12 protein-coding genes are annotated in these 15,376 nt (G+C 45.4%); 9 read left to right on the forward strand and 3 right to left on the reverse strand.

Annotation, left to right across the window (positions count from 1 at the left end):
- Positions 1 to 17: 17 nt before the first annotated feature.
- The 4 genes from FRZ54_RS08720 (at position 18) to FRZ54_RS08735 (ending at position 4,632) form a co-directional block, all read left to right on the forward strand.
- Complete coding sequence (locus FRZ54_RS08720) at positions 18 to 1,754, forward strand: FAD-binding protein (RefSeq protein ID WP_147031242.1); 1,737 nt, start codon at positions 18 to 20, stop codon at positions 1,752 to 1,754.
- 11 nt (positions 1,755 to 1,765) lie between these two features.
- The gene (locus FRZ54_RS08725; protein ID WP_147031243.1) at positions 1,766 to 2,620 is read left to right on the forward strand and encodes a class I SAM-dependent methyltransferase; all 855 of its coding nucleotides are present in this window, start codon (positions 1,766 to 1,768) and stop codon (positions 2,618 to 2,620) included.
- A gap of 4 nt (positions 2,621 to 2,624) precedes the next feature.
- Positions 2,625 to 3,725, forward strand: a complete 1,101-nt coding sequence (locus tag FRZ54_RS08730) for a hypothetical protein (protein ID WP_147031244.1) — start codon at positions 2,625 to 2,627, stop codon at positions 3,723 to 3,725.
- 232 nt (positions 3,726 to 3,957) lie between these two features.
- On the forward strand, positions 3,958 to 4,632 hold the full coding sequence (locus tag FRZ54_RS08735; RefSeq protein WP_147031245.1) for a cyclase family protein: 675 nt from the start codon (positions 3,958 to 3,960) through the stop codon (positions 4,630 to 4,632).
- Between the two features lie 13 nt (positions 4,633 to 4,645).
- On the opposite strand, the gene FRZ54_RS08740 is transcribed toward FRZ54_RS08735, so the two are convergent.
- A complete protein-coding gene (locus tag FRZ54_RS08740; protein ID WP_228462663.1) occupies positions 4,646 to 5,635 on the reverse strand; it encodes a polysaccharide deacetylase family protein in 990 nt (329 codons plus the stop codon).
- Between the two features lie 86 nt (positions 5,636 to 5,721).
- Between FRZ54_RS08740 and FRZ54_RS08745 the strand changes: the two genes are divergently transcribed.
- The gene (locus tag FRZ54_RS08745) at positions 5,722 to 6,438 is read left to right on the forward strand and encodes a pyridoxine 5'-phosphate synthase (RefSeq protein ID WP_147031246.1); all 717 of its coding nucleotides are present in this window, start codon (positions 5,722 to 5,724) and stop codon (positions 6,436 to 6,438) included.
- Here the strand turns inward: FRZ54_RS08745 and FRZ54_RS08750 are convergent.
- On the reverse strand, positions 6,435 to 7,973 hold the full coding sequence (locus tag FRZ54_RS08750; RefSeq protein WP_187359797.1) for a gliding motility-associated C-terminal domain-containing protein: 1,539 nt from the start codon (positions 7,971 to 7,973) through the stop codon (positions 6,435 to 6,437). The two genes, FRZ54_RS08745 and FRZ54_RS08750, sit on opposite strands and share 4 nt — an antisense overlap.
- 267 nt (positions 7,974 to 8,240) lie before the next feature.
- On the opposite strand from FRZ54_RS08750, the gene gcvP reads away from it, so the two are divergent.
- Both gcvP and FRZ54_RS08760 read left to right on the forward strand, forming a co-directional pair.
- Positions 8,241 to 11,150: an aminomethyl-transferring glycine dehydrogenase gene (gcvP, locus tag FRZ54_RS08755; RefSeq protein ID WP_147031248.1), complete on the forward strand. Its 2,910-nt coding sequence runs from the start codon at positions 8,241 to 8,243 to the stop codon at positions 11,148 to 11,150.
- A gap of 299 nt (positions 11,151 to 11,449) precedes the next feature.
- Complete coding sequence (locus tag FRZ54_RS08760; RefSeq protein WP_147031249.1) at positions 11,450 to 11,869, forward strand: response regulator; 420 nt, start codon at positions 11,450 to 11,452, stop codon at positions 11,867 to 11,869.
- Between the two features lie 103 nt (positions 11,870 to 11,972).
- Here FRZ54_RS08760 and FRZ54_RS08765 read toward each other — a convergent pair whose 3' ends face one another.
- Positions 11,973 to 12,746: an MBL fold metallo-hydrolase gene (locus FRZ54_RS08765; protein ID WP_147031250.1), complete on the reverse strand. Its 774-nt coding sequence runs from the start codon at positions 12,744 to 12,746 to the stop codon at positions 11,973 to 11,975.
- A 126-nt stretch (positions 12,747 to 12,872) separates the two neighbouring features.
- Here FRZ54_RS08765 and recJ point away from each other — a divergent pair, with 126 nt between their 5' ends.
- Positions 12,873 to 14,570, forward strand: a complete 1,698-nt coding sequence (recJ, locus tag FRZ54_RS08770) for a single-stranded-DNA-specific exonuclease RecJ (RefSeq protein WP_147031251.1) — start codon at positions 12,873 to 12,875, stop codon at positions 14,568 to 14,570.
- Positions 14,571 to 14,636: 66 nt separating this feature from the next.
- Positions 14,637 to 15,374 carry an LPS export ABC transporter ATP-binding protein gene (gene lptB, locus FRZ54_RS08775; protein WP_147031252.1) on the forward strand — a complete coding sequence of 246 codons (738 nt, stop codon included), beginning with the start codon at positions 14,637 to 14,639 and terminating at the stop codon, positions 15,372 to 15,374.
- Positions 15,375 to 15,376: the final 2 nt, after the last annotated feature.

The raw sequence follows: 15,376 nt of genomic DNA on the forward strand, positions 1-15,376 counted from the left end.
GAGACCTTATACATACAATGCGCTTAAAACAAAAGCTGCCTGTTAGCTATCTGTTGTTCACTATAAAGGGGCGCATATCACGCGGCACTTATTGGATGGCATCCATTTTTTATTGGTGCAGCTTTTATGTGTTGTTTAACCTGCTTTGGTTTGCAATTGGTTCAGGCGCAACATTTATTTTATATCCAATTTTATTCTGGATTATTATAGCGACGTCCTTTAAACGCCTGCATGATCAAAACTTGTCTGGTTACTGGATGTTTCTGTTAGCAATACCAGCTCTTGGACCCTTGCTGCTCATCATGATGCTTGGCTTCAGGAAAGGCAACATAAACCCCAACCGGTACGGCGCCGTTCCTGGCTCGGCCACCGATTATCTAAAGAATGACGAAGGGAAAGAGATACCTCATCTGAAAACTAATGAACGCATTATTGACGATGTAACTAAGCTAAACCCAATACTTGTTTCAAAAATATTTAAGCCAAAATCGGTAAATGACCTCTGTGATTTTGTGAAGAATTCTATTGGCCCAATTTCAGTTGGCGGCGGACGTTTTAGTATGGGTGGGCAAACTGCAAGCCCTTACAGTACGCACATAGATATGCGCGGGCTGAACAAGATCATTCACTTTTCGGAAAGTGCGAAGGTGATCGAGGTTCAGGCTGGTATCCGTTGGTGTGATATACAGCAATATATCGACGAATATGACCTTAGTATAAAGACCATGCAGACTTATGCTAATTTTACAGTAGGGGGCGCACTAAGCGTAAACGCGCATGGGCGGTACATAGGTATGGGGCCTGCTGTTTTGAGCGTCCGCTCAATCAATGTGGTTTTGGCCAATGGTAATTTGGTACATGCAAGCCTAAACGAAAACAAGGAGATATTTTTTGGCGCAATAGGTGGATACAATGCTATCGGTATTATTGCGGAGGTCGAACTTGAACTGGCCGACAATGTGCCAATGAAACGGGTTCAGCAAAAAATGAAAGTAGCCGACTATAAATCCTATTTTTTTGAAAATGTACGGGCGAATAAAAAGGCGATATTTCATAACGGGGATATTTACCCTCCCAAATATAAACGTGTGCGGGCTATTAGCTGGATAGAAACGAATGAAAAGCCCACAGTGAAAACCAGGCTAATGCCTCTGCGGGAGTCATATCCGGCTGAACGCTATTTTTTATGGGCGTTCACCGAAACGCCTTTAGGAAAATGGCGCCGTGAATTTGTGATAGACCCCCTGGTTTACAGAAATAAAAAAATACACTGGCGAAACTATGAAGCTGGTTATGACGTTGCAGAACTTGAGCCTAAATCGCGCGTTAACAGCACCTATGTGTTGCTTGAATATTTTGTCCCGGTAAATCGGTTCGATGAATTTGAACAAGCTATGGCAAAAATATTTATCCGGTACGATGTAAATGTACTGAATGTTTCTATCAGGCATGCCAAGGCCGACCCCGGCACCTATTTGGCCTGGGCGCGTGAAGAAGTGTTCGCATTTGTAGTTTATTACAAGCAACGGACCGATGCCATATCAAAAAACAAAGTGGCTGTATGGACGCGGGAATTAGCCGATGCTGTTATCGCTGTAAACGGTGCATATTATTTACCTTATCAGGTTCACGCAACTGCTGATCAATTTCACAGAGCCTATCCTGACGCAGGCAAATTATTTGCACTAAAAGCAAAGCTCGATCCCGATAATCGGTTCAGGAACACCCTTTGGGATACTTATTACAAACCTTAACCAGAAAGATCATGGCTAATACATCGTCAGAGTTTAAATCAGTATTTAACGATACAGTTTGGAGCGATAAGTTTTATCGTTTTCTGCAAGTGATATTTCATTTGTTTCCTGAGGACAAGTTCCACCAACTGATAAAGGAGCAAACGGCGACTAATGTAACCGATGAGGAAATTTATAAGTCAATACAGGAAAAACTACCAGACATTAAACCGTTTCTTTCGGAATTGACATATGCACTGCCCGCCCTAAAAAAACAAAAGAAAGAGATAGTAAGGCAGACTCTTCGACTATTAGGAGAAAAAAAAGAGATAAACGGGTATCTTGAGATTGGTTCTACAGGCAGGTATATTAGCAGGTTAAAGAAAGAAATTAAAATAGCCGGAACGGTATATTTAATGAATGATATTGCACCAGCGAACTCTCCTGCTGATATTATGGAGCGCGGACAACTGGCTAAGATCGGAAGTTTTGTCAATCTAAATAACTATGAGCCTATAGCTGAAATAGCATCGGAAAGCATTGATCTGGTTACGTGCTATATTGGGTTGCATCATTGCCCGCCGGCGAAACTTAACGCATTTATTAGCTCCGTTCATCGAATTCTGAGAAATGGCGGAGCTTTTATTATCCGCGACCATGACGTAAAGACATCGCAAATGGCCACTTTTGTTTCACTTGTGCATACGGTATTTAATGTAGGGTTGAATGAAAGTTGGGAGTTTGAACAAAAAGACTCAAAAAATTTCAGGTCGGCCGATGAATGGGCCTTGCTTATCGCAAAAGCTGGATTCAAAGATGCCGGCGAACGAATATTGCAGGAAAATGATCCATCGGATAACACGTTGATGCTATTTACTAAATTATAAAAAAATGGCAAGGCTGCGGATATTAACCCTAATTTCGGTATTGCTGGCGGGGATCACCTGGTATATACGCAGCATGAAACCGCTGACTATTCCGGCAGGCAAGGGGTTGGTTGTGAATAAGGCATGGCTGAAGTCAAGTGCCCGGCCAATGATACCGGTAAAGGATGTACGTCCACCTGATCAAACATTTCTCACCTTTCCGGAATGGTTCCTTGTATTTAGCCCTTCCGAACAGGCTGATTATTTTAAAAAACATACCTCAACCACTTTCCCGTATCAGGCGCACGTCCGCCAACTGTGGAAAGGATATGATGTAATCAACGACCAGATCAAGGGAAACTACAAGTTTAATATGGGGTACCATGTCATGATCGTTGTGATAGCTGGAAGCACGACTCTGGAGTATGATGTAAAGTCGGTATATGAGACGCTGGCGGGCCGGTTGACAGATATCGCACCCGAAGAACAGATGACCGATGAGGATAAGTTTAATGCTGTGTATCTTAACAGCTATGTAGAGTTTATAGAACAATATCCCTGGTACGAGTATGATTTTACAACCAGACTAAAACAGCTTTGGAGCGGGACGGATATAACCGGTCCGCATATTTTAAGAAAGGCCGAACGTCGATATTATCTGACAAGTGAGTTGCTGGTAAAGGCCGGATATGGATGGCTGATCAAACTGGCTACGAAGGCATCATATGATAATGCTTTATTTAACACGGCTGTTGTCACCGACAAATTGCCCCCGGACATCAAATTGTTTACTGAAATAAAAAATATACGAAAAATGCCTGGCGGATGCTTTGTAATGGATCTGCCCAGGTATGCAGCGTTCAATTCGGCAGCCTGTAAGCTTGCTAATAGTGGTGTGAATTTCAGAGAGATAGCCGGAAATAAGTCAGCAATCATGCTGACGATTCTAACGAATAAATCGTTACAAAAGACCAGCGGATGGGAAGTGCTGTTTACACAGTCCATCGTTACTCAACCCGGCTTGAATAGGGTAGCAATCGTGACGCCCGTTGATAGTTTAAGCGGTATTCTTCGTGTATTAACACGCGACCGTGCCATTAAGGTAGAACATATTTATGATTATTGAAAGGGACCCCCGTAAGCAGAACATACAAAACTCTTGACTTAAGAATCATTACCGGGGAGGCGGTGTTTTTTTGTTCAATTGATAAGGAAGCTTTACCTTCACGAGCAATTCACGCTAATAAAATAAAATACTATTCGTTAGGAGGCATGACCTCGGAAGCGGCGGTTGACAAAGCCCTGCATGCAAGGCTGGTGCCTGCTATTAAAGGAGCACTGAATAAACAAACATCAAAATGAGTAACACAACGGAAGGATTTATCGATCTGAGTCATACCATCGAGGCTGGGCTGATTACTTATAAAGGGTTACCCGCGCCTGTTATCTGCGATTTCCTGAGCCGGGAGGATTCGAAGGGTTTTTATGAAGAGGGTACCACATTCCAAATCGGCAAAATAGAGATGGTATCAAACACGGGCACCTATATCGACTGCCCTTTTCACCGTTTTGCGGATGGTAAAGATTTGTCAGAAGTTGGGTTGGAAAGTTTTGCCGATTTGGATGGTATTGTTATCCGGGTGCCTCATACCGAAACGTCGACGATAACAGAAAAATATTTTGAGGGCTATGAGGTGAGGAACAAGGCCGTGCTGGTGCAAACCGGGTGGGACGGATTCTGGAATACGGATAATTATTTCAACGCGAATCCGCACCTTACCAAAGGGGCCGCTGAATACTTACGCGATAACGGCGCTAAACTGGTTGGGATCGATTCGATGAATATTGACGATACAACGGGTAACAGGAGGCCCGTGCATACCACATTACTTGGAGCCGAAATATTGATCGTTGAGCATCTTTGCAACCTCGGTCAACTCCCCGCCGCTGGTTTTAAATTCAGTGCAATCCCGCCAAAGTTTAAAGGTGTGGGTACTTTCCCGGTAAGGGCTATGGCAAAGGTTATAGTTTAGGCAGCACCCCCACCTATTGTCCGAATTCCTCATCAACAGTATCGCTCAGATCGTACAGCAGCCATTGCTTTTCGTTTATCTGCCGGGTTTTTGATCGCAACAACCGGAGAAAATCGTTAACACCCATCGGTTCGTTGCCATTACCGTGAATAAGGACTATGCTGCCGTTCTGCGCCCGCTGCCCTTTGGCCAGCCATGCATCCGACCCGATAGGTATAAGGCCGTAAGCTGTTATTTTATAAACCAGTTGCTGATCGGATACCAATCCCGGGAAGCGGAAAAATACCGAAGGCACCAGTCCGTTCCGCAGCATCAGTTTTTCGGTGGCCAGCACTTCATAATTGATGTCGGTGCCGGGTTCCAGCAGGAAATTTTCTTTAAGCGGTGCTGTTTTGCTTACCCGGTGGTTGTAGGAGTGATTGACCCAGGTGATGCGAATATCGCCCTGGTTGCGCAATTTTTTCAGCCAGTCAAGATCCTGTAAATGATTTTTCATCCAAAGGCCGCTTACCGATAGCGCTATGGGTGCAGGCCTTTCCACCTTCTTAAATTCATGGAACATCGCCTCAAACAATCGCTTGTCCAGTGGTTTGTGCGATGGACACAGATCGGCGGTAAGGCTGATGCCCGCTTCGGTGGGTAAGCCGCGCTCGATGCCCGCGTCCTGGATGTTTACCGATTGTTTTTCGGCTGCGTTGATGGCCCTTTCATAAGCGGTTTTTAAGAAGCGGGCACGCGTTTGTTCCAGCGTCATTTCCTTAACCTGGTAAAAACTGGTTTCGTTTACCTTGGTCTGCAACGTAAGCGGGTCTACCAGCAGCAAGTAGTCCCTGCCATTATTTTCAAAGCGGCGCAGTATCAACCAATCCTGCGGGTAATTATGTGCCCAGCCGTAGTAGACACGATAATTGACGATGTTCAAAAAATTTTGCTGGGCACGGCAAATGAAAGCAGGCAACGTAACAATTAACAACAGCAAAAGGCGCCGGGACAGATTTTTCATATTAAGCTCACAAATAAACGAATCCTAAAATTGTTTGGCTTTGTTAAACAAGTAATAATGATATTTACCGCATAAATAATAGCGCCATGACCCGTTTGTCTGTCAATATTAACAAAATTGCCACGCTGCGTAACTCGCGTGGAGGGAATAACCCCGACTTAATACAAGTTGCCAAAGATTGTGAGCGCTTTGGTGCGCAGGGTATTACCGTGCATCCGCGACCGGATGAAAGGCATATCCGTTACCAGGATGTATTCGATCTGAAAAAGATCGTGACGACTGAATTCAATATCGAGGGCAACTGCCAGGAGCAAAAGTTCATCGACCTGGTACTAGCTAACAAGCCCGAACAGGTGACCCTGGTGCCTGATGCTTTGGGGCAGATCACATCCAACCATGGATGGGATACCATTAAATACCAACAATATCTGAAAGATATCATCAAAATATTTAAAGACGCGGGTATACGGGTATCGATCTTTGTTGACCCGGTTGTGGAAATGGTGGAGGCCGCAGTAACTACCGGGACCGACCGTATTGAATTGTATACCGAAGGTTATGCGAGCCATTATCACAAGGATAAGGAACAGGCAATAGCGCCTTATACGGAAGCTGCCGAAGCTGCCCAAAAAGTTGGCCTTGGGATCAACGCGGGGCACGACCTTGACCTGCACAACCTGAAATATTTCGCCCAAAACATACCCGGCCTTTTAGAAATAAGTATTGGACATGCACTTATCTGCGATGCCCTTTATTATGGATTAGAGAATACCATACAAATGTACCTGCGGCAATTAGCTTAACGGATAATGGTTATACTGCCCGATATTTTGCCGTAACAGATGGGCTGCTTTACATCGAGGATATAATAATAGGCCCCAGCGGGCAAAGGCGAGCCGTTATGCGTACCGTCGAACGGCACCGGGTAGTCGATGGAGTGATAGATCAGTTTGCCGTAGCGGGTAAATATCTTCAGGTCGGCACCGGGGAATTTGTCGATGCCATTTATTGCCCAGGTATCGTTAACGCCGTCGCTATTGGGTGTAAATGCATTTGGTATTTTGATGGATACGACAACGGTTTCGGTAACTTTCGTGCGGTCGCTTTCACAATCTTTACTTACCCGTGTAACATAATAATCGGTGGTCTGATCAACCTGTTTATAAAATATCCCGGTTTTGCTTGAATCGATTGGTACGGTTGATGTCGGTGAGTCGTATAGCCTGAACAGTTTTGAAGTGTCCACATTGGTCACTGTAATATTGATCAGGCTTGGGAGACATGAAGTAGTGCCTTCGGCTATAGGGGGTACCAGGGCAGGCGATATATTATTGAGTGTAAAGACAGCCTTACCGCGACAGCCAGCTACCGTAATAATTTTAAGTTGATAAGTACCGGCCCCAACTTTCGACAGAATCTTGTTTTTGCCGACAACCTGACCAGTATTAACGTCTGTCCATGTATATTGGTCCCCCTTTGATTCCTTATAACCTTTTATAACAGGGGCGATATAGCCGAGATGCTGATTGCAGCGGTCGTTTACAACTTCAGTCTCCGTTTGCGATATATAAACATTTGCTTCTGTGAGTGTGTAAGTACCCAATAATACCGAACAGTTGTTATCATCTTGAACATACAGATAGAAAATGCCGCCGTATAGGCCTGTGGCAGTAAGTACGGGGTTTGGATTGTCACCTGTTATTACTCCGTCAAAAAGATGACTGCCGGTTGAGTCGGTAAAATAAAATTTCAGTTTGGGTTGCTGCGACTGTATACTCAACGTTACCGAAATACTTCCATTATCTACCGGACAGATTGGGTCAACAGTAGAATAATCAATAACCTTTGGCACTTTAACTTCGGAACTAATTGTATAGATTCTGCTTATGGATTGACACGTGCTATTATGCGCATTTAACTGATATTCTCCAGGTTGTACATTTAATAGATCGGGCGAAATAATGGATGCCGACACTATAGTTTTAGTAGCAATATTATACCAATCGTACTCGGTTGCGCCAATCACAGATATCCCACTTATGGCCCCTCCGTTGCCACAACTTGCATCTATTGTAGAAGCCCCGCTTTCATCCATAGATATCGCGTTCTCGTTTGCTACAAGTATTTTTTTGGATGTTATATTATTAACACAATCGCTGTTGTCGCTTATCATAAGATAATAAAGGCCGGCGGGAATATTTTTCAAGTCGGCCGTATGCCCTACTATGGTTTTGGCACTATTGTACCAGGTGTAATTTATCTTCGTACTAGTCGAAATTATTTTTATCCCGGTTATCGATCCGTTTGCTTCCTGGCAATCAGCATTTGTTACAACCATTGAGGTATAATCAAAAGTTGGGCAATCAACGGTTTGGGTAATTTTTTTTGGGAGATCATGTTGTCCGGGTATGCTAAAACTTGAAGAAACGAACAACAATAATGTTGCGGTAAAACGAAGCGATATATGTTTAGAGATAAGCATAGCAAGGCAGCTTAAATATAAGAATTTTTTAGTTGTAAAACCATTGTCACTATAGGGTTACGGGATTGTTACTGAATGCCGAAAATTGTACCTTTGCCCGATAATTAACTGGGACAAAAATTCATGAAGCTGAACACGGAATATCAGGAGAAATTTCAGAACAGGCATATCGCGCCAAATGAAGCGGATACGGCCGAAATGTTAAAAACAACAGGAGTAAGTTCACTTGATGAATTGATCGCGCAAACGGTACCGGCAAGCATCAGGCTAAAGAAACCGCTAAACCTGCCGCCCGCGAAAAGCGAGTTCGATTACCTGAATACGCTGAGGCAAACCGCGTCGAAAAACAAGGTCTTCAAATCCTATATCGGGCAGGGTTATTACGATGTGATTGTACCGGGCGTTATTCAGCGCAACATACTGGAGAACCCGGGATGGTACACTCAGTACACCCCTTACCAGGCCGAGATAGCCCAGGGACGCTTACAGGCGCTGCTTAATTTCCAAACGATGGTGATTGACCTGACCGGGATGGAAATAGCCAATGCCTCGTTGCTGGACGAAGGTACTGCTGCCGCCGAGGCCATGTTTATGCAATATACCCTGCGCAAAAACCATCATGCGAAGGTTTTCTTTGTTTCGGAAGAGGTTTACCCGCAAACCATCGATATCTTAAAAACACGTTCGGAGCCTTACGGTATCGAACTACAGATCGGCGACCACCGCACGGTAGAGCTGAACGACAATATGTTCGGCGCTATTGTACAATATCCCGCAGGCGACGGCGAAGTTTATGATTATACAGGATTTGCGGCAAAGGGCCATGAAAAGGGCATCAAGTTGACGGTTGTCGCCGACCTGATGAGCCTGCTGCTATTGACCCCTCCTGGTGAATGGGGCGCCGATATCGTAGTTGGTACAAGCCAGCGCTTTGGCGTGCCGATGGGTTTCGGCGGGCCGCATGCAGCCTTTTTTGCAACCAAAGAAGAATACAAGAGATCTATCCCGGGCCGCATCATCGGCGTAACCATTGACAGTGCTGGTGACTATGCCCTGCGCATGGCGCTGCAAACGCGCGAGCAGCACATCCGCCGTGATAAGGCAACTTCCAATATATGCACCGCCCAGGCGTTACTCGCCATTATGGCCGGTATGTATGGCGTATACCACGGCCCTAAGGGACTAAAACTGATAGCAGAGCGTATTCACGGCTTGGCGATACTGCTTTCCGAATCGCTTAGCGACTTGGGTTACAAACAACTGAACGATGCTTATTTTGATACCCTGAAATTTGACCTTGGCGACCTGGTAGGCGCTATCCATGCTGAAGCTTTGAATAATGAAATGAACTTTCATTACAAAGGTTCCGTTGTCACCATCTCGATAGATGAAACCACTTCGCCGGAAGATATCAAAACCATGGTGCGCTTTTTTGCCAAAGTAAAAGGCAAATCATTAAGCGATGTGAACTTTGACGAGATCAAGGGGAATATTCAAACGGTCATACCGGTAGCGCAGCAGCGTACATCAGCTTATCTGACGCACCCGCTTTTCAATACACATCATTCGGAGCATGAGATGCTGCGTTATATCAAATCGTTGGAAACACGCGACCTGTCGCTGTGCCATTCCATGATCGCTTTGGGATCGTGCACCATGAAGCTGAATGCAACGACGGAAATGGTGCCGGTTACCTGGGCCGAATTTAGCAAGATACATCCGTTTGCCCCTGCCGACCAGGTAGGAGGCTATATGCAGCTTTTTGACGAACTGAACAACTGGCTGTCGGAAATTACCGGCTTTGCCGCCATGAGCCTGCAACCCAATGCCGGTGCCCAGGGCGAATATGCAGGGCTGATGGTAATCCGCGCTTATCACATGGACAGGGGGGATGTTCACCGTAATATTGTTCTTATTCCTTCTTCGGCTCACGGTACCAATCCTGCTTCGGCGGCTATGGCGGGGATGAAGATAGTTGTGGTTAAATGTGACGAGAATGGAAACATCGATGTAACCGACCTGAAAGAAAAAGCGGAACAGCACAAACACGATCTTTCATGCCTGATGGTAACCTACCCTTCTACACATGGGGTGTTCGAGGAAGGTATTATTGATATTTGTAACATTATTCATGAAAATGGCGGCCAGGTTTATATGGACGGCGCCAACATGAATGCGCAGGTGGGCCTGACCAGTCCCGCTAATATCGGGGCCGACGTTTGCCACCTTAACCTGCATAAGACATTCTGCATACCACATGGCGGTGGTGGCCCTGGTATGGGTCCGATAGGTGTGGCCAAACATTTGGTGCCCTATCTTCCCGGTCATGCAGTAGTTGATATTGATAAAGGTAAATCCATCCACGCGGTTTCAGCTGCGCCATGGGGTTCGGCTTCTATTCTGATCATTTCGCATGCTTACATCGCAATGATGGGAGCCGAAGGCTTAACCGACGCCACTAAATATGCTATACTGAATGCTAACTACATCAAGACGCGGCTCGAGCATCATTACCCGGTATTGTACTCGGGCGCGCACGGGCGTTGTGCACACGAAATGATACTGGATTGCCGCGCGTTCAAAAGCTTCGGTATCGAGGTGATCGACATAGCCAAACGACTGATGGATTATGGCTTCCATGCACCTACAGTATCCTTCCCGGTGGCCGGTACGGTAATGGTGGAACCAACCGAATCGGAGCCAAAACACGAACTCGACCGCTTTTGCGATGCGATGATCTCCATTCGTTACGAAATTGATGATGTAGAAAAAGACCAATCTGACAAAGTAAATAACCCGCTTAAGAATGCGCCGCATACGGTTGCCGTAGTAACGGGCAATCACTGGGAGCATACCTATACCCGCCAGAAGGCGGCTTTTCCGCTCCCTTACGTCGCGGCTTACAAGTTCTGGCCGTCGGTTGGTCGCGTGAACGATACCTATGGCGACCGGACGCTGATATGCAGTTGCCCGCCGCTAACCGACTACGAGTTTGAAGAAAGCGAAGTGACCACACCGGAGTTCGGGACTTGAATAAAGCGTAAGAAATATAATTAATTTGAGGCTCCTTTACCGGAGCCTTTTTTATGGAATATATCGGCAACGCAACGTCGGCGGCTTACTGTACGCAGGCCGACGGTGTTTCCTATTAGTTAACCAAGCGTTATGGCTTTGCTTTTTTGGGTGCGCACACATGATATTTTGTGCTTATTATTATCTGAATAATATATAAAATACCGTAACTTGCATAAAGGTTAATGTATTTAAACTTTTTTATAAAGAAGTGTAAACGTGACATAACCTTTTAAAATTTGCTGCCGTATAAAGTGTATATGATGACGAATAGCGGAACAGTAAGTATATTACTTGTAGATGATGACGAAATAAACAACTTTATTTCCATCAAGTTGATTAAGAAGGCGTTATTGAATACAGAGATCATGGCTTGCCTCCACGGCAAGTATGCAATTGATCTGTTGATGGAGATACAGCGTGAGGACCCTTCGAAGCTACCGGACTACATTCTCCTTGATATTAACATGCCGATAATGAACGGATGGGAATTTTTGGATGAGTATACCAGACTGAACATCGATCCACTTGGAAAATGCAAGGTGTACATTATTTCGTCTTCGGTTTTCAGCAACGATATAAACAAGGCACGCTCATACCCGATTGTAAAAGACTTTGTATCGAAGCCGCTTAACGTGGATAAGATAAAAGAACTTTTCGCGGTAGCAAATCCCGCCTGACTGACGACTGGATGAAATAGTTTTAAAGATCGGAGCGGTTGAATGAGTGAGTATAGCTATTTCATTTCCGTCTAATCCCCTCCAATAGTATAATTCTTAAAACCTACCCAACAGGTACAATACTAAACACATCACCATCATACTTAACCCTTCCCACAGGATTGGATTTGGCATGATAAAATAAGCAGGTATATCCTTCTTCAGCAGCTTTTTTACCATACACTTCGCGCAACTGCATCGACTTTCGCCCGTCGAAATCATATTTGGCAATAAATTTTCGTATCAATTGTTCAGGTTCCGGCAGTTCGTCGCCACCGAAAAAACATTTGTCGCCGTTATCTTCTATCCAGAATACCTGGTGACAAGGTGTGTGGCCGCCTGATACTTCGTAGGTGATGCCGGGTTTAAACTCACCTGAATTTTCTGTAAATGCAATATCTACCGAGTCCTTCAATGTCTCGAAAATTTCTTTATGGTAGGACGAAGATTTGCCGCTCATGGCTACGTTCCATTCGCCGCGCTGGATAACGTGTTTTGCTTTGGGGAAACTTGGTTCGAGCTTTCCATTTCTTTCAACAACCAATCCTCCGGAATGGTCATAATGCAAATGCGACATCAGGATCAGCGTTACTTCGTCCGGGTCGAACCCGGCGTTGCGGATATGCTGGTGAATGAATAGTTCATCACGTGTATCCTTGTAGCCCAGCCCGGTATCGAACACAATGAGGTCATTGGCCGTTTTTACCAGGAAGGGATTGACATGAATAAAAAGCGAGCCCGGCCTTTCGCGAAAGTTATCTACCTGCGGGTCGAAGGGTATAAATTTTTTAGAAGCGTCAACAGAATATGACCCTTCGCCTAATGCAAAAATCTCCATGGTTTATTAATGTGCAAACGTGCAGATAGAAGGTGTTATAGTCATTTGCACATCTGCATATTCGCATATCTGCACATCAAAACATCTGCACATTTATCTATCTTTACTGTTTTAAGCGACAAAGATATGAATAAACGGTGGGCGATAAGGGAGAGGCCGGGTAATGATGATGTAATAAAACTGGCTTCGGAACTTGGCATCGATACTGTTTTAAGTACTTTATTGCTCCAGCGCGGCGTCAAAACTTATGATGAGGCCCGCTACTTTTTCCGACCCGACCTTCGGCATTTGCACGACCCCTTCCTGATGCGGGACATGGAAAGGGCCATAGAACGAATTGAAATAGCTATTGCGTCGGGTGAAAAAATACTGATCTACGGTGACTATGATGTGGATGGCACCACGGCTGTATCGCTGGTTTACAGTTTTTTCAAAAAGTTTTATTATAATCTTGAATATTACATACCCGACCGTTACCGCGAGGGTTATGGTATTTCAACAGAGGGGATAGACTATGCTGCTGCTAATGGCTTCAGCCTGATCATCGCTTTGGATTGCGGGATCAAATCGGTGGATAAGATAGCTTATGCGAACACGCTTGGTGTTGATTTTATTATTTGCGACCATCACCTGCCGGGAAGTGAACTACCTGCGGCGGTGGCTGTGCTTGACCCGAAAAGGAGTGATTGCGATTATCCTTATAAGGAACTTTCGGGTTGTGGTATCGGCTTTAAACTGGTGCAGGCCTACGCCGAAAAGAATGATATTGATATCGGGGAAGTAACCCGTTATCTCGACCTGGTTGCCATCAGTATAGCATGCGACATTGTACATATTACAGGTGAGAACCGCGTACTTGCTTATTTTGGGTTGCAAAAGATCAATAATGATCCGTGTATTGGCGTTAAGTCGCTGATGGGCGTTTCGGGGCGGACGGGCAACTATGCCATATCGGATGTGGTATTTGCACTTGGTCCGCGCATTAACGCGGCAGGGCGCATTGACGACGCGAAACACGCGGTCGAACTGCTTACTGCCTGCGATGAAGAAACGGCCACGGAAAAGGGTATGCTGATCAATACAAAAAACGCCGAACGCAAGGGGCACGATCAGAACATTACCGATGAGGCGTTAAGCATGATCGGTAACGATGAGGTGATGATGGGCCGAAAATCGACCGTGGTTTTTAACGAGAACTGGCATAAAGGAGTTATCGGAATTGTCGCATCGCGGCTAACCGAAAAATATTATCGGCCAACCGTCGTTCTAACCCGGTCGAACGGGCATGTTGCGGGTTCGGCAAGGTCAGTGTTCGGGTACGATCTGTATGAGGCCCTGTACGAATGCAAAGACCTGCTGATACAGTTCGGCGGGCATAAATACGCTGCCGGGTTAACCATGCTGCCTGAAAATATTGAGGCTTTTACCGATAAGTTTGAGGCAGTGGTAAGCGCCACCATTACTGATGAACAACTGGTGCAGGAAATAAAAATTGATGCCGAATTGGAGTTAAAACAAATAGAACCAAAGTTTTTCAGGATATTGAACCAGTTCGGGCCGTTTGGGCCTGAGAATATGGCGCCGATGTTTATCAGCAAAGGTGTTAAAGTTAACGGTTACGCTGGTTTGGCGGGAGAGCAGCACCTGAAAATGTCGGTGATGCAGGAAGGCTCGCCGACGTTCGATTGTATCGGCTTTGGCCTGGGTAACCACGTGGCAGAAGTAAGTGAGAAGAAGCCTTTCGATATTTGTTATACAATAGAAGAAAATATCTGGCGCGACAGGCGTTCGATACAGTTGAATATAAAAGGGATACGATTTTAGATTTTAGATTTACGAATTACGATTGCAGGCAAATCGTAATCCGTAAATCGTAATTCGTAAATAATAATGATTTTAAAAGCAAACGACTTAGTTAAAAAATATAAGCAACGCGCTGTTGTAAACCACGTATCGTTCGAGGTTTCGCAGGGCGAGATAGTGGGATTACTGGGGCCGAACGGCGCGGGTAAGACAACTTCCTTCTACATGATAGTTGGGTTGATAAAGCCAAACGAGGGAACTATTTATCTTGACGACGAGAACATCACTACCGACCCCATGTACCGCCGCGCACAAAAAGGAATAGGTTACCTGGCGCAGGAAGCATCGGTTTTCCGCAAGCTTTCGGTAGAGGATAACATTAAGGCTGTGCTGGAAATGGGTACAATGCCCAAAGAACGGCAGCGGGATAAACTGGAGCAGTTGATAGATGAATTTAGTCTGCATAAAGTACGCAAGAACCGTGGCGACCTGCTTTCGGGCGGGGAGCGGCGTCGCACCGAAATAGCCCGGGCGCTGGCTGCCGAGCCAAACTTTATATTGCTGGATGAACCCTTTGCCGGTGTGGACCCGATAGCCGTGGAGGAGATACAGGCAATGGTGGCCAAACTAAAGCATCGCAATATAGGCATCCTGATAACCGACCATAACGTGCAGGAAACCCTGTCGATAACCGACCGTGCATACCTGCTTTTTGAAGGGAAAATATTGGAATCGGGCGTGCCGGAGGTTTTAGCTGAGAATGAAATGGTAAGAAAAGTGTATCTTGGTTCAAACTTTGTGCTGAAACGCAAGACCTTCGTTTAAGC

Source organism: Mucilaginibacter ginsenosidivorans, assembly GCF_007971025.1.
Taxonomy (GTDB): domain Bacteria; phylum Bacteroidota; class Bacteroidia; order Sphingobacteriales; family Sphingobacteriaceae; genus Mucilaginibacter; species Mucilaginibacter ginsenosidivorans.